The following is a 22,243-nucleotide window of genomic DNA, read 5'->3' on the forward strand; positions in this document are numbered from 1 at the left end:
TCCATCGGAGCGAAGTATTTTATAATTATATTTCACCTCGATGGGTTCTATGGTGATGTGGTTATAAATTTCTATAAATATTTCGTCCCTCTGGGCAATGTCATTAAGTTAAGATATTTTTGAATTCAGATTAACTATTTCTGTATCAATAACTCTATCAGAATTCGCAATCTTGTCATCTCGACGAAGGAGAGAGCACACAAGAAACTCGACAAAGATTGGCGAATATCTGAACGGAAATACTAGTGTGATCTCTCCTTCGTCGAGATGACAAACTTTGTGGTTAGTTCTCTCTCTCTCTCTATTACTCATTCCTTAACTTAATAGCATTGCCCTCTGGGACTTAAATTTCTTTTGAAACTAATGTCATCCTGAGCGAAGTCGAAGGCTTGTTTTGTATAAAGGGCTTTGACTTCACTCAGCCTGACAATTCGATTATTCTTTTTCAGTAGCTTCAGTAGACTTCTCTTCAGAATTTTTAGCATGTTCTTCTTTAAAAGTATCATACCATTTTTCGATAGAAGGATAAACGAAAGCCGCTACTTTTTTTACCGGATTATAAAAATAATATTTATCAAGAGTTTCTTTTTTGGCAAACGTTTCATTGAAGTTTATTTTTTCAAAAAGGGCAATAAAAATACTCATAATCAGGATCGTTTTCAAAATTCTGAAAAAACCTCCACCCAATTTATTCGCCCATCCAAGGAAAGCAAAATCAGCAATTCCGGTAAGGATTTTTGCCAGGAAGTAAACACCAATAACCACAAGAATAAACGTCAGGATAAAAGCCGTAACCTGTATCGTGTTCGGATTCCATGAAACGTGTTTCATGATCAGTTCCTTCATAAACGAAGAGAATTTAATCGCAATATAAATTCCCAACAACAAAGAAATAAAAGAAGCCACTTCTACAAAAAGCCCGTTCTTGATTCCTTTATATAAACTAAAAGCCAAAAGAGCGCCAACAATAATATCAAAAAAACTCATGTTTTCTGTTTTCATTTAATTAAGGCGCAAATATAAAAGAATTATCTGCTTCTTTAAGGTTCAGAGGCTCAAAGATGCAAAGGTTCAAAGGCTTTAGCTTTGATGATTGTTATTGTTTAAAAGTGGCTATGTAAGAAAAACTATTTTTTTTAGTACAGACTTTTTTTATAAAATTTAAATCTATGTTTCTTTGTGTTTAATAAGCAGCGCACGACAAAAAAAAATCCGCGTTAATCCGCTTAACCCTTTAAATCCGTGGCCCATTTATTAATAATGTATGAGGAATCTTTAATTTTAGGTCTTTGGATTTGAACTTCCTATCTTTGCGATAATAATTTTAGAGTTCAGATTGTAGATTTTAGATTTAAAAAATCTTTAATCATAATTCAATCTAAAATCTAATATCTAAAATCCACAAATAAAAATGTCCAGAGATACACAACTAAAAGAGCGATGGGAAAAGCTCGTCGATATACTATCTAATCAGTTTTCGCAAGGCGAAGACTTAGATTTAGATGCCATAATTTACCTCATTGGAGTTCAGGAACTCGGAAAAGTACACCGCGAATTCAAAAAAGACGAAAAATTAAACCTAATGCACATCGCCATTTGCCGATTATTAGAACCTTACGGGTTTTATGAATTCGATTTTTTTGATGCAGAAGGATGGCCACATTACAAAGTAAAAGAAGAATTACCGGCACTAAAAGCAGGAGAGCAATCGGTTTTGATGAAAGAAGCCATTGTGAATTATTTTTTAGAAAGAGAACTTATTGAATAGTTTTTTAGTTTTCAGTTTACAGTCGCAGTTTTCAGTGCCAAACTGCGACTTCGACTGAAAACTGCGACTGAAAACCAGAAAGAAATGTGTAGATATGCAATGGTTTCTTATAAACCACATTATGCTTGTTTTAATTGCCGAAAGACATTTAAAAGAAGATTGATGAATGACATACAAAGAGGCGAAAAATCAGTTCAGGAAGCAAAGTGTCCGGAATGTGGCGAATTAATGGCGAGTATGGGACTTGATTTTGAATCGCCAAAAAAAGACGATCTCAAAAAATGGGAACATATCAAAAGCCTCTATTCAGTTGGTATTGCATTTCATTCCTGTGGTTGCAGCGGGCCGGGTTATATTCCTAATTCTAAAGAAAAGCTAATCGAATATTTTGAAGATTTAAAACAAAAATACTTTAAAAATATGGAGTTTTGGCGTTCCAGAACAGAACCAACGAACAATACCGAGCGGGATAAAGAATGGAATAAAAACTGGGCTCAATTGAGTAATATAGCATCAAAACACCGAAAAGAAATTATTACCAACCAGGAAGGAATGAGTTTTTGGCTTGAAAAAGTGAAACAAATAGAACATAAAATTAGTCTCATAAAATAGATTCTCGAATTTGAAAAGGAAACTTTGAATTTTAGACATCATACTTAGAACAAAATCCTTAAATTTGCACCTTCAAAGTAAGATCGATGATAGACAAGATAAAACAACATATAGAGGAAGCGAAAGCCTTTAATGATAAAAATAAAGAATCGTTAGAGCAGTTCCGTATTAAATATTTAGGTAGTAAAGGGTTGTTGAAAGAACTTTTTTCAGAGTTCAAAAATATTCCAAACGATCAGAAAAAAGATTTCGGACAAGTTATCAATACTTTAAAAGCTGTAGCTGAAGAAAAAGTTCGCGTTATTCAGGAAGAACTAGAAAGCAAACAGGAAGTAAAAGGAATGTTTGGCGATTTAACTCGTGCTGCAGAACCGGTAATTATTGGTTCTCGTCACCCTATTTCGATCGTTAAAAATCAAATTATAGATATTTTTGCCAACATTGGTTTCAACGTTTCCGAAGGTCCGGAAATCGAAGACGACTGGCATAATTTTACCGCTTTGAACTTGCCAGAATACCATCCGGCACGTGATATGCAGGATACATTTTTCATTCAGACAAATCCTGATGTGTTGTTGCGTACGCATACATCATCTGTTCAGGTGCGTTATATGGAAAATCACAAACCGCCAATTCGTACTATTTCTCCGGGACGTGTTTTCCGTAACGAAGCAATTTCGTCACGTTCGCACTGTATCTTCCATCAGGTAGAAGGATTGTACATTGACAAAGACGTTTCTTTTGCCGATTTGAAACAGACTTTACTTTATTTCACTAAAGAAATGTTCGGAAAATCGAAGATTCGTTTACGTCCGTCATACTTTCCGTTTACAGAACCAAGTGCCGAAATTGATATCTATTGGGGTTTAAAAACCGAAACGGATTACCGTATCACAAAAGGAACAGGTTGGTTAGAAATTGGAGGTTGCGGAATGGTAGATCCAAACGTTCTTAAAAATTGCGACATCAATCCGGACGAATTCAACGGTTTTGCTTTCGGAATGGGAGTAGAGCGTATTGCAATGTTGTTGTACCAAATTGGTGATATTCGTATGTTCTACGAAAACGATGTTCGTTTCTTAGAGCAATTCAAAGCCAATATTTAACTTTAGAAATTAGATTGTAGATTTTAGATTAATTTTTGAAAGATATAGTTCTCATTAATACAATAAACCTTTGTTGAAGTTTAGACTTTGACAAAGGTTTTAAAATTTAATAAAAATGAAAGCAGATATAACAATCCCAGAAGTAGAAAACGTATTCATTGCCGCTGTTCAGGAATGGAGCGATGATTTTATGGAAAAAGTGTGGTACGCTTATCTAGTAAACGACAGTGACTTTAATCTTGATAGTGTAATGGTAGTTTCAAAAGCATTTGGAACTATCGATGGCGAAATGAAAAAAACATCTGTTCTTCGTCACGCTTTTGTAGAAGTTCCTGCAGTTTCGGTAGTAAAAATCGAAATGGTCGAAAAGAGCTTGTTGGTTTTAAACAACGAATTCATGGTGACTTTCTTCATTGACAATAAACTGTACGACAAGAAATTCATTTTCAAATCAAACATAATCAATGAGAACGATACAGAAGAAGTGCCGATTTTGTTTGTTGAAGGGGTGATGGTGAAGTAGAGAGAATAGAGTAGAGAATATAGAGAATAGACTTTAGAAAAATAGATAAATGAAAAGAGTCAAGACAAAATTTAATTAGTCTTGACTCTTTTTTATTCTCAAAGTATAGAAATCTATTCTCTATATTCTTTACTCTATCTTCTCAAAAAAACTATTGCGGTAACTCAGGTGGTCTCATTTTATAAGCACCCGTAGACAAACTACCTATAAAAGCTTCCAAGGCATTTAATTCTGATTGATTCAGTTTTAATTTTTGAATCAGTCTGGAAGTTGTAGGGAATAATGTATCGTTTGCTTGGCTTTCCTTTCTTTTAGGTTGAGGCATTCCCGCATTATACATGTTTAGAACGCCGCGTAAATTAGGGAATAAACCATTGTGCATATAAGGGGCATTTTGAGCAACTCCTCTTAAAGATTGCGTTTTAAATTCGCCAACATTTTCTTTTTTCCCAGTCACATTATATCTTCCTAAATCCTCATATTCTCTTCCGTAATACGTTAGACCAATATTATGGAATTTATTATCAGAGAAATTGGCCGTATTATGACAATTTATGCAACGTGCTTTGGTACGGAATAAATGCAAACCTTCGACTTCTTTATTGCTCAGTTGAGTTGAATCACCCGCCACAAATTTGTCGAATCTGCTTTTTGGACTTATTAAGGTTCTTTCGAAAGTAGCAATGGCTTTTAGAATTTCGGTCTGAGTGAGTTTTTCTTTTCCAAAAGCCTTTTGAAAATAAGGTTTGTAGCCTTTTATCTTATTCAGTCTCTTTGTCGCTAAATCGATATGAAAATTCATCTCTTTGGTATCTTTTATAGGAAAGCTTGCCTGGTCTTCGAGCGTTGCTGCTCTGCCATCCCAGAAGAAAACTTTCGCATAAGCGATATTCATCAAACTCGGAGAATTTCTAATGCCTTGCAATCTTCCTTCTCCGTAAGAAACCCTTCTGGCATCGCCCCAATTCAGTTCAGGATCATGGCAATTGGCACAGGAAATTTGTCCCGATTTTGATAATCTCGGATCAAAAAAAAGGACTTTACCTAATGCTGCTTTTTCTTCGGTATATTTATTGTCTTCAGGGAATTCAGGTTGGCCCAGAGTTCCTATATCTTCAAAACCCTGCGCGTAAACAAGCGAATCAACTTCAGGTTTTGGCCATTTTTGATAATCACCGCTGCTGTATAATCTCTTTAATTGAGCAATAGAAAGCGTTGTGTTAATCTTAGCATAAGAAACGATAATAAGTGATAGTACCATTACCCCAATGGCAATAAACTTTGTTTTCATTTTTAATAATTTAATTGTACACCACATTGAATCCAATAAGTAGTATTGGTATTAATAATAGTGGCATAATCATTTTGTTTTTTTAGTGCTATTTTTTCTTTAAGATTGGTAAAGAAAACTACAGTTTTGTTATTTTTTACAGGATAGCTGTATTCTAATCGTATTGCCGGCGCAAAATAATTGGTTGTACTCACGACATAGTCATGAATGATAACCTCGTTGAAAAAAGTGCTATTAGTACCACCTGAAGTATCGTAATAATCAAGTTTAGATGATGGTAATGGAAAATACATATTAAAACTTACTGTTGTATTTAGTTTGCTTTTATCAAATGAAAAATCATGGCTTGCGAATATGCCTGTATTTAGCGAGTTAATTTCGAGATTAGTGGTTGCCATGACATCATGATATTCGTTTTGTTGGTAAAGCACATCAAATCCAAGTAAATAATCTATATGTGAACCTGTTTTTTTTGAAAGTGTAGTTAACCAGCTAATTGCATTTAATTTATTCTTATAGTTGTAGCCATTATTTTTTACATCAAAATTTTTACCATCGCTCATGTCATATTTTAAAGTTGATTTTAACTCTTTTTTACCCCACTGATGCAATGCAAATAATTCGGCGTGATTAGTTGTAGTTTCAATTTTTAGTCTTTGGTTATCTTCATTGTCAAAAACATCGGAATAAAAATTATTATTTAATTTTTGGTTGTAATATAAAGCCGTGAAACGAGTGTTCTTATTGCTAAAGTTATAACCGAAACCAATTTTGTTTTGATTCTCCTTGTAAAGAAATCGTGTACTATTGTAATAATTGGATTTGAAATAATTGATAATCCTGCCATAACCTGTATTGAATCTTAAATAAGTTTCAGGTTTTACTTCAACATTAGAATGATCATCTTTATATAGATATGAAAAATCTTTGTCTGAGCGCGTATAATTGGCCAAAGCAAAAATTTTATGATTTTCTTTTAGGTCGTACCCCACTTGTATTTCACCACCAATTTTTTTCGAAATAATTTGCGGTCTCGGATCTAAATTTCGACTGTATTTTGCTACTTCATAACCTAACTTTGAAGCAAAAGATATTTTACGCGTGAGCTGTTTAGAAAGACCTCCGTTGACTACATATTGCTGGTTGGTCCAGTTTGCTTTTCTCGGAACAAAAAAATAATGAGGCATAATAACTTCCTGTTCTTCTGAACGATCATCAGATAGTACCCATCCTAAATCCTTTTCATCTATTTTTTTTAGAGATAAATTTCCAAATAATTTCCATTTCGAAGTTGTTGTATAATAACCTTGAGCTAAAAACTGATAGGTGTTTATTTCATTTGCAATTTGTTTTCGGGCAAATTCATTTTTTTGATATTCGTATGAGACTTCAGTAAACGTAAAATCTTTAATATACTGTTTGGTGTAATTAACAGGACATTTAAAAATTTGATTTTTAATCTGCGAATCAATAATATGATTGGTTACAATTATACTGTCTTGTGCTTGTAAAGAAGAGATGGGAAAAATAGAAAAAAGAAGTAACGCCCAGTATTTCTGGGCATTACTCATGGTATTGTAAATTTTGATATTTTCGATTTTCATTAATGAAAATTTTAATTGAATCCTCTAGGGTTTGCGGTTATTTCAACAAAGTCATTAGTTGAATTATTAGTATCCTGTAATATGATTCTTCCTGCAATCGTAGTTTTTGTCCTTCTTATTACTGATTTTGAAGAATAGTTTCCAGAAGGCAAATAAGTATTTCCTCCATCAATTTGTGCTGGTAACTTTTTAGGTATTAATCCTGATCCTAAATCTTTTGTAGTATCAACACCATCGATAAGAACCGAGTTAGGAATTTGAAGAAATAAATTTTTGTCTCCTTTAGGATTTTTATATTTTTTCAGCGCTGCAAATTCTGCATCGGTCATTTTAAAAATAGCGTAAGCCTGTCTTCCATTAGTATCTAATATCATATCATTATTACTGTTTCCCCAGTAGGCAATCTCTACATCCGGAACAGCTGGATTTTGAATGTCATATTGATATAAGTCGCCTGAAAAAGTACCTAAGAATGATTCAAAATCTGCGTTGCTTAAATCTACAGTCAATTCAGGATTTAAAATACTTACGGCTTTTCCGTTATTGTCAATGTAGTTAGATTTATGGTTAATTGCATTTTGAGCAATAACAATACTTTTACCCGGTTGTACAGGATATTTAGTACCATTTCCAGGAATTTTTATAATATTAATTCCATAAACATAATCAGTATTTGCACTATTACCTTCCGTCATTCCTTCTGCTTTGCTCCAGTCAAACTGCCCATTAGCCAAAGAATAAGCTGCTACTGTTGTTGTTGTAGATCCTGTAAGTTGAGCCATGTACAAACCATCTGCATATTGAACGGTATTAGAGTTATTATAAATTTCTATAAATTGATCTCTAAAAGTAGCTCCCTTTTTTGTGTCAGATCCACCGTAGTAAATTTGTTTAAGTACAAAGTCACCTACTTTTGAGGTTTTCATTATTAAAGTTACAGGAGTAGTTTCTGTGTTTACTGTTATATTACTTTGAGAAGCATTAAAATTAATTTCAGTCTCCGATGGCGTATAACCAAAGGTTTCTGTGAATTCTGCCGACTGCATTACTTTTGTCGCTGAAACAGAATAGTTACCTGGTAAAATTTGGTTGAATTGTGCTGTTCCGTTGTCGTCTGATTGTACAGTATATTTGTTTCCTGTTTCGCTATTTACAATAGTTACATCAGATTTTTTTGTTATAATGTTATTGAATGTTTCATCGTATTTAATAGAAACACTAAAATTTACTGGTTTTAAAGCTTCATTTTCATCGTTATTGCTGCAGGATTGTATTAGTAATCCTAAAAGAAATGTTATAGTAATAAGAAGAGTTTTTTTCATGGTATATATATTTAGTTTAAAATTCATAGTTTAGGCTTGTTCCAAATGAAATAGTGGCAATTTTTGATAAAATTTTATTGTCATAAGCATCATAATAATAGGGTTTAAGATTTAAAAAGTTAGTTGCATATAATGAAGCACTGAAACCATTTAAAAAATCTTTGGAAACTCTTAAATGAAGGTTATGAAGTATGTTTGGTATCTTAGATTGAGTTTCATTTCTTACTTTAATTAAATGCCCATATTTTTGAATATTAGTCCTGTCTTCAACAGGAATTTCGTGATAAACAAGTTCTGAGTCTAAATATCCATTAGGAAAATTACTAGTTTGGGTTTTAGTATTCTGTAATAAAACATGTTCCGTTCTCATCGAAATCAATAATCCAACAGCAGGTATATGATAATTAAAATTAAAGCTAGTTGTGAAGCTATCCATTATGCCATCTTGTGGATTGTAAACTCCGTATCTTTCAGCAGAAGTAAGACTTGAAGAAGATTCGTATTCTTTAACATCTGAAAAATCTTTTGTATGCGTGTATGAAGCATTCATGCTTACATCCAAATTAAGAGATTTAATTTTTTTGAAATTTATGGTAGTTTCTACACCAGTATCTTCTGAACTACGGTCATTTGTTAGACTGTTATTCATGTAGTAAAATTTTTCAGTGCCAACAATGTTGTAGTTTGGAATTTCTGTACCGGTTACAATGATTTCGGCTTTTGGAATTACTCTATATACAGGGACTTTTTGACCAGAAAAACCATTATAAAGCTTATTATAATATCCGGTTAAATTAATAGAGGCAAAAGGTAATTTTATATCTAATCCAGCTTCTGTTCGATATGCCTTACTTGGCTTTAGGTTTAAATTGTCGCCGGGAGTTATGATAGTTTGAATCCAGGCTTTTTGATAAACACCCGGATAAGTATAAATACCACTTCCAATTAATTTATCTATATAACGATCTCCAGTGTATAGTTGGTTTAAAGACGGAGCTTTTGATGAAAGGCCTAATCCTGCACGTAATCTAAATGTTTCATTAAGTGTATACGATGAATTTATACGGGGCTGTAATGAAATGTTTCCCATTTGATTATCAAATCGTACTCCTAAATCAAGATTTAATATTCGTTCGTCTTTAAATTTTTTAAATATTCTGTCTTCGAAATAAGTAGAAATTTGATATTCTGTTTTTGAGTTAGTAAAGCTATAGTCTCTAAAACCAATTGTGCTGTTTCCTTCTCTCGAAAGAGTATAAAAATTTAACATTTCCTGGGTAGCATTTTTTCGTCCTTCACCTCTGTTTACGCTTGTTCTGTGCGAAACTCCAAGAACCAGACTGTGAATCCAATTCGATTTATTTGTTAGTGTTTTTGTAGTTTCAAGAGTGAAAAATGTTGAAATAGGAATACCTTCTACTGTACTTATACTAGTATATTGTGATGGAACAATATTTGCCTCATGTATTCCTTCTTCTTGAGAATCAGTTGCTGCCGAAGGTGAAGTATTCATCCATTTATCTCTTCTGGAAAATTGTCGGTCATAGCTAAGACTTGCATTTACATTAATTCCGTCAACCCATAAGTTTTTGGGTTTCCACATTAAATTATTTGAAATAGAAAAACCTTTTTTCTCGTTTTTTATGACTTGAGCGCTGATATCATCCGGATCACTTTTAGAGTTATCAAGATTCATTCGAAATGAAGTATTTACCGTGTTTTTTATAGTAGCATCATTATTCTTATATTGCCAGGATATGTTTCCGTTTATTCTTTCATAATTCAAAATATTGTCTCTCGGATCAGCTTTAGAATCGAGATAATTAATTCCAAAATTCATCGAATTATTTAAATTGAATTTTACTCCTTTTGTCAAATTAAGTTCGGATGTAGCATCTCTGATGGACGCATAAACCCGGTAAGGACTATTTCCTACCTTTGTTGTTATTAAAACAAGACCCGAAGTTAAATCACCATACTTTGCAGAAGGAATTCCCTGGATAACTTTTATTTCTTCAATATTATTAGTAGATATTTCTCTTAAATCAACTCCTCTATTTGTATTCGTAAAAGTGTTTCCTTTTATACCAAAATCATCTGCAAGACCTGAATTTGGATTTAAGGCCTGCATATTCTCGTTGTTAGAAATAGGAATGTCATTCATTACAAATGAAGTTCCAAAAGCCTTATTTGCGTTAGAAGCTGACAATTTTGAGGCAGTACGAAAAACTATATTCTTGAATTCATTTAAATTAAAATCTGTTGTAGTCTGCCCCGGAAGCTGCTTCAAAACATCATCTAACGAAAAAGCCTGCACATTGTTAATAGCATTAGTCCCCAATGTTAATTCAGAATATTGGCGTTGCTTATTAGCAGTAACCACAACTTCTTTAAGACGAAGTGTATTGTCTTCTAAAGAAACTGTAATAAAATTTTCGGTGTTTTTTAAACTAATATTAGACTCCATTTTTCCAAGTAGAGAAAAGTTCAGTGCTATATCTTCAAAATAAGGAATCGTAATCGTAAACTTTCCCTCTTTGTCAGAAATACTCCAGTTATCAGACTTTGTATCCCGAATAAATACTCCCGATAAAGAAGTTGAGGATTCTTTATCTATGACTTTACCCGTAATAACTCTTTGAGAGAAAACAGAACCCGAGAGAAAAAGGAAAAATAAAATAAAACGCATTGTCTTTAATTAGAATCAATAAAAATAATGCGCAAATCTATCAATAATTCTTTGTGAAGCAATGAAAAATAAGGGGATTGTGAAATAGTGAAGACTTCAATTTGTCAGAATAAGATATTCAGTATAATTCTGAAATTTTAGGTTAAAGTGTTGATAGACAGTTGGATGATGTTTTGGTGGTTTTGTAAGTACAACGGGTTAACTTTTTTTTGGTAAGATGTAGGTTTGATGTATTCTGAAGCAGAATATTTCTTGTTAATTCATTTGATTTTTTCGCTTCAGCTCAAGATTTTCTAAAGATTGGACATAAAAAAAGAGTCAGGAAATTTATATTTCCTGACTCTTTTTTATTTTTATCCTAATAAGATATAAGCTTTAAAACCGCAATTGATACTGCGACTAAACTTAATCCAAAGATTCTGTTAGTTTTTTAAACACAGTTTTAGCATCTTTTCCTTCATATAAAATAGCGTAAACAGCATCTATAATTGGCGTTTTTGCTCCGTAACCCTGATTAAGTTTATAAGCACTTTTTGTAGCATAATAACCTTCGGCAACCATACTCATCTCCATCATGGCACTTTTTACGGTATAACCTTTTCCAATCATGTTTCCGAACATTCTGTTTCTCGAAAATACAGAATATCCCGTAACCAATAAATCGCCTAAATAAGCCGAATCATTGATGTTACGTTTCATTTTATGTACTTTTTTGATGAATTTTTTCATCTCACGAATTCCGTTACTCATCATAACCGATTGAAAGTTATCTCCGTAACCCAAACCATGCGCAATTCCGGCTGCGATTGCATAAATATTTTTAAGCATTGCAGCATATTCGGTACCAATAATATCATCAGAAATTTTGGCTTTGATGTAATTTCCGGACAATGTTTTAGCAACAACTTTTGCCTTATCAGGATCGCCACAAGCAATAGTTAAGTACGAAAGCCTTTCTAATGCTACTTCTTCAGCATGGCAAGGACCTGTAATAACCCCAATGTTGTAATATGGAATGTCGTATTGAATATGAAAGTGTTCTCCAACAATTAAACTCGTCTCAGGAACAATTCCTTTAATGGCCGAAAAGATAATTTTATCAGATAAAGAAACTGTTAAATGCTTTAATTCAGCATCTAAGAAAGCAGACGGAATAGCAAAAATTACATAATCTGCATATTCGACCGCTTCGTTTATATTGTTGGTTAATTTAAGTTTTGCGATATCAAATTCAACCGAACTTAAATAATTTGGATTGTGTTTGTATTTCTGAATGTGCTCGATCGCAGCATCATTGCGCATATACCAGGCAATTTCTGAAAGATTCACGCATAACATTTTTGCAATTGCCGTAGCCCAGCTTCCTCCTCCAATTACTGCAAATTTTAGATTTTCGCTCATTTTTTTAATAATTTAAAACAAAAGTACTTAATAATGCAGTAATATCACAAAATCTGATTTAAGAAATTTAAAAACAGGTTTTAAGATCGAAATAGAATGAGTTGATTTTTTTTATCTTTAAAAAAATTAAATGAATTCAAAAAACCTTACATTCGGTGAAATTTCTCTCAAATATGACGACTAAAATTTTCAATATTATTTTGATTTTGACAACCAGTTTCTCCTTCTCACAAAATTCAGATCGGATTTATTATGATAAAGATTGGAAAGAAACAACCAAAGAAAATGCTTCTTTTTACAGAATTAAACCATCAAAAAAAGTTGGTAATCTGTTTTTAATGCAGGATTTCTATAGTAATAATACACCGCAGTTTCAAGGTTATGCTTTGCAAAGCGACGAGAATAGTTATGTGGGAGATATCGTTTGGTATGATGAAAATGGTTTTGATACGGCGGTTTATCAATATTATAATAATACAGCAGTTCCTGTTTTGACTTATTATTATCCTAATGGAAAAAAACGAAAAACCATTGAATATAAAAACGGAAGGAAAAACGGATTTTCGATTGTTTATCATCAGGACGGAACTATTTTAATGAAAGGAAAATATCTTAATGGTAAACCGGTCGAAGGAGATTTTGAAGAAGTTAGAAATTGGGATGATTACCGAAACAACAAGTCAGAGGAAGAAGCTTATAAGGAGCGGACCGAAGTTATGGTCGAGACGGCACCGGTAATGGTTGAAGATTATCAGTCTGGAACTACAAAAAAGGTGATAAAGAAAATAGTCAGGAAAAAAATATTCTGGATCAATTCAAAACAATTGGCCCAGGAAATATGGTATGATATTGAATATGACCGAATGCATCCTTTTAAACAGATAAATTATGATGCGACGGGAAAAATACTCCAAACCCTCAATCAAAATGATTTTGAAGAATATGGCAGTGATATTTCAAACGGTACTGTTTATGAATACTACATTCAGAACAAATTTGCTGTTAGCACTAAATCGAAAATTGGTTATAAGCAGGGAAAAAAATTTGGCGAACAAATTAATTATTATCCAAATGGTAAAATTCACGAACTGACTAAATATTTAGATGGTGAAAGAGTAGGCGATGAGATCGTTTATAATAAAGATGAAACCATAATGAAAAAGCGATTATATAAAAATGGTGAACCCTTTGAGGGGAATTTTGAAGAAAATTTTGCCGGAAGATTACTAATTAATCAAAATTATGTGAAAGGTTTAAAAGAAGGAGAAGCGATTGTAAGAACTGAGACTGACAGTATTGTTGCTAAAGGGATTTACAAAAATGGTAAACCTTATAACGGAACATTTATCGTAAAAACCGGAGAAGATCTTCATGAATTAATTCATGTTACTGACTTTAAGAAAAACGGATTGCAAAAAGTTTTTAATTACGATATTAATAATGCTGTCAAAACCTACAATTGCTTAAATGATATTGTCGATGGTGAGACTATTTTTTATGAAGATGGAAAAGTTACCGGAAAACTCGAATATAAAAACGGTTTGCCGTATGAGGGAAAATTAGTAGAAGGCGAAAAAGCCATCATCTATAAAAAAGGAGCAATTGCCGAGGAAATCTTTTATAGAAATAAATATGGAAGGACCGATGAAAATAATATTCTAAGAGCGAAGTATTATACAAACGGAAAACTCTCAAAAATAGACAATCATTCTTTTACGATTGCAGGAAATGTCGAGGATTCTTACGAAGGAATTTATAAAGATGAAAAGCCTTATTCAGGATATTTTGCAACAGATTTCAACGAATTTAATCACGTAGATTATTATGAAAATGGAAAAATAAAATATCAATATTCGAATAATTATTTAGAAAACCTTGAAAAATATCAATACCCAAATTATGATGTAAAATCGACTTATAAAGACGGGAAAATAATAGACGGAGTAGAATATGTAAAGCTGGACCGCCAGTTTATTTCGAAATATTGGAAAAAGGGAGTTTTACAAAGTTTTGATTTTGATGTTTTTGCCATGCATTATTTTAATCGTTATCATTTTGAGTTAAAAAATAATGCTATCGAGCTTGAAGAATTTAATAAAAAAGTAAAAGCAAAAATCGTTTTAGAAAAATCAGGCAATAAAAATATCGGAAAATTTAGTATTGATGGCAAGTTGCTTGCTGTAAGTTCTTTATTAGATGTTAATGATGCCGCGCCAGTTGAAACAGGAAGTATTTTGTATTTTGAAAACAACAATAATATTGAGGCAAGGCTTTTTACTATAACAGAAGGAAATGATGATAAAAGACGGGATTCAGAAATGTTTAATACCGTATTTACTTTATACATAGACCATAATAAAACGATCGAAGAAAATTTTAATTTAATAGCTCAAAGAATTTCTTCAGAAAAAGATGTTGAATTATTATTTGGAAATGAACTGAAAGGAAATATGATTGGAGGACTAAGGCTCAATCAGGCAAAAAAACCGGAAATAGGAACTCTGATATTAAAAAACAAAAATAATTCCTATGATTTAAAACTGTTTTTGGATAAAAAGGTTTTAGCAGAAAAAAAGAATATTGATTTTAAAAATCTAAGTAATGAGATTAAAACCCTGAATGATGTTTTAGATAAGAAATTAAATGAAGACTCTAAATAAGCTGTTTTCTGTGACTTTAAATGAGATTAGAAAAAAATAAAAAATTAATTTTAATTATACACAATAAAAATAAAACTGCTACGTTGTAACTACTTATAAATTAGAATTTAATGAGTTTAGCAAAAATTGAGTTAGTTAGTTTTGTTTTAGTATTGTAAAAAGGCGTTCCTGAAAAATTCAAGAACGCCTTTTTTTTAGTTTTCAGTTTACGGTCACAGTTTTCAGTTTAAACTGAGACTCAATACTGCGACTGCGATTAATAGCTCATCTCAACAATCGACTTCACTTTATCTAAAGTAATCAATTGTTTTTCTCCTAAACCTTTCCAGCCTCTTTTGTCAAAACGATTTACAATAAAATCGGCTGTTTTGCCGTAATCTTCAATGTATTGAGACAGTTTAGTATCCATTCCCATCGTATGGAAAAATTCAACAGTTTTATTGATCGCTTCTTTAGCAACTACATCATCAGAACCTGTTAAGTTGAAAATTCTTCTTCCGTATTGCGCTAATTTTTCTTTTTTGGTATCAAACATCACCTCGTATAAACTTGGGCCTATAATCGCTAAAGTTCTCGCGTGATCAATTCCATACAAAGCTGTTAATTCATGACCAATCATATGCGTTGCCCAGTCTGATGGAACACCTTTTTGAATCAATCCGTTTAGTGCCATTGTACAGCTCCACATAAAGTTCGAAGCCAAAGCATAATTAGTTGGATTTTCGACCACTTTTGGACCAACTTCTATTAATGTTTGAAGAATACCCTCAGCAATTCGGTCTTGCAAATAGCCTTCGTGCGGATACGTCAGATATTGTTCCATTACGTGCGTATAAGCATCGACAACACCATTTTGTAATTGTCTTTTTGGTAAAGAAGCAATAACTGTTGGGTCGCAAATAGAAAATTGAGGAAACATCGCGCTTCCGCCAAAAGCCAGTTTTTCCTGAGTTTCTGTAATCGTAACTACAGCTCCTGAATTCATCTCACTTCCTGTTGCAGGTAAAGTCAAAACAGTTCCAAAAGGCATTGCATTTTCTTTTATCAGCAAACGTTTTTGCAAAATATCAATCGGATTTCCGTCAAAGTTCACAGCAGCCGAAATAAATTTTACACCATCAATAACAGATCCGCCACCAACAGCCAGGATAAAAGTAATTTTCTCCTTTTTGATCACTTCAACGGCTTTCATTAAAGTTTCAAAATGAGGATTCGGCTCAATTCCGCCAAATTCAACAATATCAAAACCTTTCAAATTTTTGATTACCTGTTCGTGAATTCCGTTATTAAAAATACTTCCGCCACCATAAGCCAATAAGATTTTAGCATCTTTTGGAACTAAAGTCGAAAGTTTTTCTATTTGTCCTTTTCCGAAGATTAAATTCGTCGGATTGTATAATTCAAAGTTTAGCATGATTTTTTTTAAGTTTCTGAGATGCTGAGCTACTAAGTGGCTAAGTTTTTAATCTTAGTGACTTAGCCACTTAGCATCTTATTTATTTTAATTTTTCCAATAATTTACCAGCTACCAATTTAGATGATGCCGGATTTTGTCCTGTAATCAAAAGTCCATCTTCTACAACATAAGGAGCCCAGTTTGGTCCTTTTGAGAATTTAGCCCCATTTTGAGTCAATGCATCTTCTAATAAAAACGGAACAACTTTGGTCAAACCAACTGCTTCTTCCTCTTCATTAGTAAAACCGGTTACTTTTTTACCTTTTACTAAAAATTCACCATTTACTTTTACGTTTTTCAAAACTGCAGGAGCATGGCAAACAAAAGCTACTGGTTTTTTATGCGTATAAAAAGATTCGATTAAAGCAATTGAGTTTTTATCTTCGACTAAATCCCAAAGAGGTCCGTGACCACCAGGATAGAAAACGGCATCGTAATCTTTTTGATTAATAGTCGAAAGTTTATGTGTGTGTTTTAGTTTTTCCTGTAATGTTTTATCAGCATCAAAACGTTTTGTGTCTTCGGTTGCAGATGCCGGATCAGCACTTTTTGGATCAATTGGTGGCTGACCTCCAAGCGGAGTTGCAATCGTAATTTCTACTCCCTGATCTAATAATTCATAATAAGGTGCAGCAAGTTCTTCTGACCAAAATCCTGTTTTTTCTCCTGTATTGCCCAGTTTATCGTTACTGGTCACAACAAATAATACTTTTTTCATACTTTTTTTATTTGTTTTTTGAGCTATAGCTGTTGAGCTAAAAGCTGTTAAGGTTATAATCGCGAGTAATGCTATTTTTTTCATAAGTTTAATTTTTTGTCAAATTTACTGCTTAAGTGATATTTGTAAAAATAAAATAAACTATGTTTGTTATAAATAAATTTATGTCATGGTAAATCTCGAATGGTACAGAACATTTAAAGCGGTTTATAAAAACGGAAATTTTTCTATCGCTGCAAAAGAGTTGTTTATGAGCCAGCCTGCAGTGAGCCAGCAAATCTCTATGCTGGAAGCTCATGTTGGAAACAAATTGTTTAACCGAAAGTCAAAGGGCGTAGAACCAACGGAATACGCTAAGTTACTGAATAATTTGATCATTGATGCGCTCGATCGTCTTGAAAATGTAGAGAATACTTTTAGGGCAAAGGCAGAGGACGCAAACAGATTAATTTCGGTGGGTATTTCGAAAGATCTTTTTAATTGTATTGGGAATCTGTTGATCTCTAAATTTGATTTGATCGATTTTACCTTTGCAGACAACGATGCACTTTTTGCGCTTGTCGATGCCAAAAAACTTGATTTCGCCATCACCACAAAAGGTTTTGATACGTTTGACACCATTTATGAAATCGTCGGAAAAATTAAACTGATTATGGTGGCGCCGATAGGTTTGGATGCTACGGAATTTCGTCAGAAATTAAAAGCAGACAATTTTACTGAATTAGAACTATGGCTCAACGAACAAAAATGGTACAGTCACGATGCCAGAATTCCGCATATAAAATTGTTCTGGCTGCATGCTTTTAATAAAAAACGACCATCTATGGTGCCTAATTATATTATTCCGTCAGAATCTGAAATGCTTAGAATGTTGTCAGATAATGAAGGAGTAGCCATCACCTGGAATTGTAATGCGAGAAAATATATTAAAGAGAATAAATTGCAATTATTATGGAATAGTTTTCATGTACCGGAAGAATACGTTTATTTATTAACTGCTAAAAATAACAATCTGAATTCTTTCTTTGATATTATTTCTAAAGAATTAAAGTTGTTTTTTGGTAATAGATTATAATTTTTTAGCCACAAAATCTTTTTTTGGGCCACGAATTCCATGAATTAGCACTAATTCTTTGTGGTTAAAAAGTTAGCCACAGATTAAAAGATTCTCACAGATTCGAAATCATTTTAATCTTTTAATCTGTGGCAAAATAATAATTCGATAAAATTAGTGCAATTCGTCGTAAACTCTTTTTTTAAGTTATGGAAAATTTACAAAATATTAGAATCGCCGTTGATGCCATTGTTTTTGGATATAAAAACAACGGTTTATATGTTCTTTTAATCGAACAAAAATTTGGCTCTGCCGATAAATATTGGGCTTTACCAGGCGGATTAGTAAAAAATGATGAATCGCTGAGCGATGCGGTGATACGCGAATTGCACGAAGAAACAAATGTGCAGCTTACTTTTATGGAGCAGTTGTACACTTTTGGAGATGATATTTGCAGGGATTCCAGAAACCGTGTTATATCTGTTGCTTATTATGCTTTGGTAGACGCTTCGAATCTGGAAATCAAAGCCGATACGGATGCTGAAAAAGTACAATGGTTTAAAATAGATGAAATCCCGTCTTTGGCATTTGATCATAATTTAATTCTTGAAACAGCCATTAAAAGATTAAAAGCAAAACTAACCTATGAGCCAATTGGTTTCGATTTACTTCCGGAGGAATTTTTGTTTTCCGACCTTGAAAACCTTTATTGTACCATTTTAGAAAAAGAAATTGACCGACGAAACTTTAGAAAAAAAATCCTTAGTTATGGCTTTTTAGATCAAACAGAACATTTTTCTCCTATAAAAAGCGGTCGTCCAGCAAAACTTTTTAAGTTTAATAATTTGAAATACAATGAATTAATTAAAAAAGGTTTTCACTTCGAAATAAAGTTTGCGTAATTTTTACACAAAATAAATTGTTTATTTAAAATTTAACTCTACATTTGCGTATAATTAACGCAAACTATAAAAGCTATGATACTTAACCTAGACCCAAAATTCACTCCGATACTTAATCAGGAAGAAATCAAATTTCAAAGTTTTACATTTTCTGGAGGAGAACCTCACATTAAAATCAATCCTGATTTTGATCATAATGAAAAAGTAACCATCACACACCGTTTAAATTCATTCAACGATTTAGGATTGTTGTGTATCACGGTAGATGCTCTACGCAGAATGGATGTTAAAGTAATCGACTTGTTTATTCCGTATTTCCCGGCTGCAAGACAGGATCGTGTGATGATCAAAGGAGAATCTTTATCTGTAAAAGTATATGCGGATATCATCAACGGACTTCAATTGAATAAAGTTTTTGTTTTTGATGCCCATTCTGAAGTTACTCCGGCATTGGTAAACAACTGCGAAGTGATTCCGAATCATACTTTTATTCAACAAGTTCTAAAAGTTACAGGCGAAAACGTAAAACTAATTTCTCCGGATGGTGGTGCTTTGAAGAAAATCTACAAAGTTTCTGAATTTTTAGGCGGAGTTGATGTTGTGGAATGCAGTAAAAGCAGAGATGTAAAAACCGGAAAATTATCTGGATTTAAAGTATACGAAGACGACCTAAACGGCATAGATTGTTTAATTGTGGATGACATTTGCGATGGCGGCGGAACTTTTGTTGGCTTAGCCGAAGAATTAAGAAAGAAAAATGCCGGCAAATTATACTTAGCCGTAAGTCACGGAATCTTCAATAAAGGATTTGAAGTTTTAGATTGTTTTGACAAGATATTCACCACCAATTCTTTTAAAGATTTCGAAAATGAAAAGGTTGAGGTTGTAAAATTAGAATTATGAGTAAAAATTTATGAGTAAAAATTATAGAGTAGAAATAGCCAATAAAACCTTAGAAATCATAAAGAATGGTTTTTATGATTATAAAGGCAAAAAGATTGACATAGAAAAAGAACTTAAAGAGTCCGTAGAAAATACGTTTACAATTGCGCCAAACGATTGGGACACAATTTTGAAAAACCCAATTGAAAATAAATTTGAAACAGAAATTGTTATAAAAAACTGTTCTACAATTAAGGCAATCGTTCAGGAGAAAAACGGCAAAATTTGCGTTCTGAATTTCGCTTCTGCAAAAAATCCGGGCGGTGGGTTTTTAGGAGGTGCATCCGCTCAGGAAGAAAGTTTAGCGAGATCTTCAAATCTTTATGAAACGCAAATCAAAGACAAAGCGATGTATGATTTTAACAAAAAGCAGTCTTCGTTTTTATATTCAGATTACATGATATATAGTCCTGATGTCTTGTTTTGGAACGATGATAATGGAGAATATTTTCAGCAACCATTAGTTGCAGACGTGATTACAGCAGCAGCACCAAACAAAGGCGCGATGCTGCAACATAACAGGAAAGAAGAAATTGCCGAAATAGAAGATATCTTAAAAAAAAGAATGGATAAAGTGTTGGCAATTGCTTTAAAGCAAAAAAGTGATACCATTATTTTAGGAGCCTGGGGTTGTGGAGTTTTTAGAAATGAACCCAAAGATGTAGCACAATTATTCAAAGAAATTATTGCAGAAAAATATACAGGAGCTTTCAAAAAAATAGTTTTTGCAGTATTTGACAATTCTGAAAAAAAATCAAATTTTAAACAATTTGAAGAGACATTAAATTAGGTTGAAAAGTTTCAGGTTTCAAGTTGTTGTAGAGAACATGAAACCTAAAACAGAGAAAACCTGAACAAAAAAGAAAAGCTATTAACCGTTTTAAGTTTGATATTCCAAGTTTTAAGTCTCGTGTAAAACCTGAAACCTGAAACAAAGAAAACTTGAAACTAAACCACAAAAACAATGAGTGATGATTTAAAACCAAGATTCATTGAATCTTTAAAAAGAAACAATGATCAGATTAGAGAAGACAGAGCCAAAACAATTGGTGAGGATTCTGAATTAATTTACAGACGCCGTGTTGAAGATATTGAACTAAAAATAAAAAGATTAGAAAGAGAACAAGAAGGACTTATCGATATTAGTCCGCTGGATAAAAACAGTTTGACTTTTGCTGATTTTCAACCCGAAGCATTTGTGCAGAGAGATATGGAATTGTCATTGACAATTAGGAATTTAAACATTCAGTTTGAAGTGACAAAAAAGAGATTCGAATATTTATTTGGTAAAACATTTTAGTTATGGGAGGTACAAGATATGACTTAGGCGCTCGTTTGAGCAGAGCAACAGCAGCAGGTTACGGATCTAAATCTGCGGGAGAGATTTTTACGCAAAATTCTTTACGAATGGCGCACGAATCTATGAATCCAAACGGTATTACGTTTAGAGAAGCAAGAGATTCAGAAGTGCATCCTAATACAGTTCCAATTATTTTAGGACTGGATGTTACGGGAAGTATGGGACACATCCCGCACGAATTAATCAAAGATGGTCTTCCTAAATTAATGGGGGGAATTATTCAGGGCGGTGTTCCGGATCCGGCACTTTTGTTTGTAGGAATTGGAGATCATGAATGCGACAGATATCCGCTTCAGGTAGGACAATTCGAATCTGGAGATGAAGAACTGGATATGTGGCTGACCAGAACTTATATTGAAGGCGGAGGAGGAGGAAATGCAGGAGAAAGCTATTTATTAGCCTGGTATTTTGCCGCTTTTCATACTAAAACCGATGCTTTCGAAAAAAGAGGTCAAAAAGGATTGTTGTTTACCGTGGGTGATGAACCTAATTTAGAAACACTTCCGGCATCTGCCATAAAAGAAATTATGGGTCAGGGACAGCAAACCTATACGCATCTTGAATTATTAAAAGAAGCGCAAAAACGTTACGAAGTATATCACATTAGTGTATTGCATTCTGATCAGGCTGTAAGAGCGAATGTAGCGTGGAAAGAGTTACTGGGACAAAATTGTTTGTCTATCGAAGATCACAAAGAAATCCCGAATGTGATCAAGAAAATCATTTGCGATAAACATAAAAATTCAGGATTAGGTTTAGGAACAATACCAGTTTCTGATACAAATGATACAGGTTTAGATAATATACAAATGCTTTAAATTAAACGCATAGAAAC

The 22,243-nt window shown here is 32.9% G+C and carries 19 protein-coding genes; 11 read left to right on the forward strand and 8 right to left on the reverse strand.

Features of this window, described 5'->3' with window-relative positions; translation table 11 throughout:
• Positions 1-435: 435 nt before the first annotated feature.
• A complete protein-coding gene (locus GIY83_RS21010; protein WP_194617388.1) occupies positions 436-987 on the reverse strand; it encodes a CvpA family protein in 552 nt (183 codons plus the stop codon).
• A gap of 424 nt (positions 988-1,411) precedes the next feature.
• Here GIY83_RS21010 and GIY83_RS21015 point away from each other — a divergent pair, with 424 nt between their 5' ends.
• The 4 genes from GIY83_RS21015 to GIY83_RS21030 all read left to right on the forward strand — a co-directional run bounded on the left by GIY83_RS21015 (position 1,412) and on the right by GIY83_RS21030 (position 4,009).
• Entirely contained in the window at positions 1,412-1,768 is a 357-nt protein-coding gene (locus tag GIY83_RS21015; protein ID WP_078006785.1) for a hypothetical protein, read from the forward strand.
• Between the two features lie 162 nt (positions 1,769-1,930).
• Positions 1,931-2,380 carry a hypothetical protein gene (locus tag GIY83_RS21020; protein WP_208683281.1) on the forward strand — a complete coding sequence of 150 codons (450 nt, stop codon included), beginning with the start codon at positions 1,931-1,933 and terminating at the stop codon, positions 2,378-2,380.
• Positions 2,381-2,466: 86 nt separating this feature from the next.
• Complete coding sequence (gene pheS / locus GIY83_RS21025) at positions 2,467-3,486, forward strand: phenylalanine--tRNA ligase subunit alpha (protein WP_194617281.1); 1,020 nt, start codon at positions 2,467-2,469, stop codon at positions 3,484-3,486.
• Between the two features lie 115 nt (positions 3,487-3,601).
• Complete coding sequence (locus GIY83_RS21030; protein ID WP_208683283.1) at positions 3,602-4,009, forward strand: hypothetical protein; 408 nt, start codon at positions 3,602-3,604, stop codon at positions 4,007-4,009.
• Between the two features lie 151 nt (positions 4,010-4,160).
• Here GIY83_RS21030 and GIY83_RS21035 read toward each other — a convergent pair whose 3' ends face one another.
• From GIY83_RS21035 to GIY83_RS21055, 5 genes are all read right to left on the reverse strand, one after another.
• Complete coding sequence (locus tag GIY83_RS21035; RefSeq protein ID WP_194617283.1) at positions 4,161-5,300, reverse strand: cytochrome-c peroxidase; 1,140 nt, start codon at positions 5,298-5,300, stop codon at positions 4,161-4,163.
• Between the two features lie 2 nt (positions 5,301-5,302).
• The gene (locus GIY83_RS21040; RefSeq protein ID WP_208683285.1) at positions 5,303-6,904 is read right to left on the reverse strand and encodes a DUF6850 family outer membrane beta-barrel protein; all 1,602 of its coding nucleotides are present in this window, start codon (positions 6,902-6,904) and stop codon (positions 5,303-5,305) included.
• An 11-nt stretch (positions 6,905-6,915) separates the two neighbouring features.
• The gene (locus GIY83_RS21045) at positions 6,916-8,226 is read right to left on the reverse strand and encodes a DUF4876 domain-containing protein (protein ID WP_208683287.1); all 1,311 of its coding nucleotides are present in this window, start codon (positions 8,224-8,226) and stop codon (positions 6,916-6,918) included.
• A gap of 16 nt (positions 8,227-8,242) precedes the next feature.
• A complete protein-coding gene (locus GIY83_RS21050) occupies positions 8,243-10,915 on the reverse strand; it encodes a TonB-dependent receptor domain-containing protein (RefSeq protein ID WP_208683289.1) in 2,673 nt (890 codons plus the stop codon).
• A 405-nt stretch (positions 10,916-11,320) separates the two neighbouring features.
• Positions 11,321-12,316, reverse strand: a complete 996-nt coding sequence (locus tag GIY83_RS21055) for an NAD(P)H-dependent glycerol-3-phosphate dehydrogenase (protein ID WP_208683291.1) — start codon at positions 12,314-12,316, stop codon at positions 11,321-11,323.
• Between the two features lie 173 nt (positions 12,317-12,489).
• Here GIY83_RS21055 and GIY83_RS21060 point away from each other — a divergent pair, with 173 nt between their 5' ends.
• A complete protein-coding gene (locus GIY83_RS21060) occupies positions 12,490-14,976 on the forward strand; it encodes a toxin-antitoxin system YwqK family antitoxin (protein ID WP_208683293.1) in 2,487 nt (828 codons plus the stop codon).
• Between the two features lie 256 nt (positions 14,977-15,232).
• Here GIY83_RS21060 and GIY83_RS21065 read toward each other — a convergent pair whose 3' ends face one another.
• Both GIY83_RS21065 and GIY83_RS21070 read right to left on the reverse strand, forming a co-directional pair.
• Positions 15,233-16,390 carry an iron-containing alcohol dehydrogenase gene (locus GIY83_RS21065; RefSeq protein WP_208683295.1) on the reverse strand — a complete coding sequence of 386 codons (1,158 nt, stop codon included), beginning with the start codon at positions 16,388-16,390 and terminating at the stop codon, positions 15,233-15,235.
• A gap of 82 nt (positions 16,391-16,472) precedes the next feature.
• Positions 16,473-17,234, reverse strand: coding sequence for a type 1 glutamine amidotransferase domain-containing protein (locus tag GIY83_RS21070; RefSeq protein ID WP_194617290.1), 762 nt, complete (start codon positions 17,232-17,234; stop codon positions 16,473-16,475).
• Positions 17,235-17,319: 85 nt separating this feature from the next.
• On the opposite strand from GIY83_RS21070, the gene GIY83_RS21075 reads away from it, so the two are divergent.
• From GIY83_RS21075 to GIY83_RS21100, 6 genes are all read left to right on the forward strand, one after another.
• Positions 17,320-18,225 carry a LysR family transcriptional regulator gene (locus GIY83_RS21075; RefSeq protein WP_194617291.1) on the forward strand — a complete coding sequence of 302 codons (906 nt, stop codon included), beginning with the start codon at positions 17,320-17,322 and terminating at the stop codon, positions 18,223-18,225.
• A 188-nt stretch (positions 18,226-18,413) separates the two neighbouring features.
• Entirely contained in the window at positions 18,414-19,106 is a 693-nt protein-coding gene (locus GIY83_RS21080; RefSeq protein ID WP_194617292.1) for an NUDIX domain-containing protein, read from the forward strand.
• A gap of 75 nt (positions 19,107-19,181) precedes the next feature.
• Positions 19,182-20,009 (forward strand): ribose-phosphate diphosphokinase, encoded by an 828-nt coding sequence (prs, locus tag GIY83_RS21085; RefSeq protein ID WP_208683296.1) that lies wholly within the window; start codon positions 19,182-19,184, stop codon positions 20,007-20,009.
• A 10-nt stretch (positions 20,010-20,019) separates the two neighbouring features.
• On the forward strand, positions 20,020-20,838 hold the full coding sequence (locus tag GIY83_RS21090; RefSeq protein ID WP_208683298.1) for a TIGR02452 family protein: 819 nt from the start codon (positions 20,020-20,022) through the stop codon (positions 20,836-20,838).
• 174 nt (positions 20,839-21,012) lie between these two features.
• On the forward strand, positions 21,013-21,348 hold the full coding sequence (locus GIY83_RS21095) for a hypothetical protein (RefSeq protein ID WP_194617295.1): 336 nt from the start codon (positions 21,013-21,015) through the stop codon (positions 21,346-21,348).
• Between the two features lie 2 nt (positions 21,349-21,350).
• Complete coding sequence (locus GIY83_RS21100) at positions 21,351-22,226, forward strand: hypothetical protein (protein WP_208683300.1); 876 nt, start codon at positions 21,351-21,353, stop codon at positions 22,224-22,226.
• Positions 22,227-22,243: the final 17 nt, after the last annotated feature.

The organism is Flavobacterium sp. SLB02 (genome assembly GCF_009664855.1).
Classification (GTDB): domain Bacteria; phylum Bacteroidota; class Bacteroidia; order Flavobacteriales; family Flavobacteriaceae; genus Flavobacterium.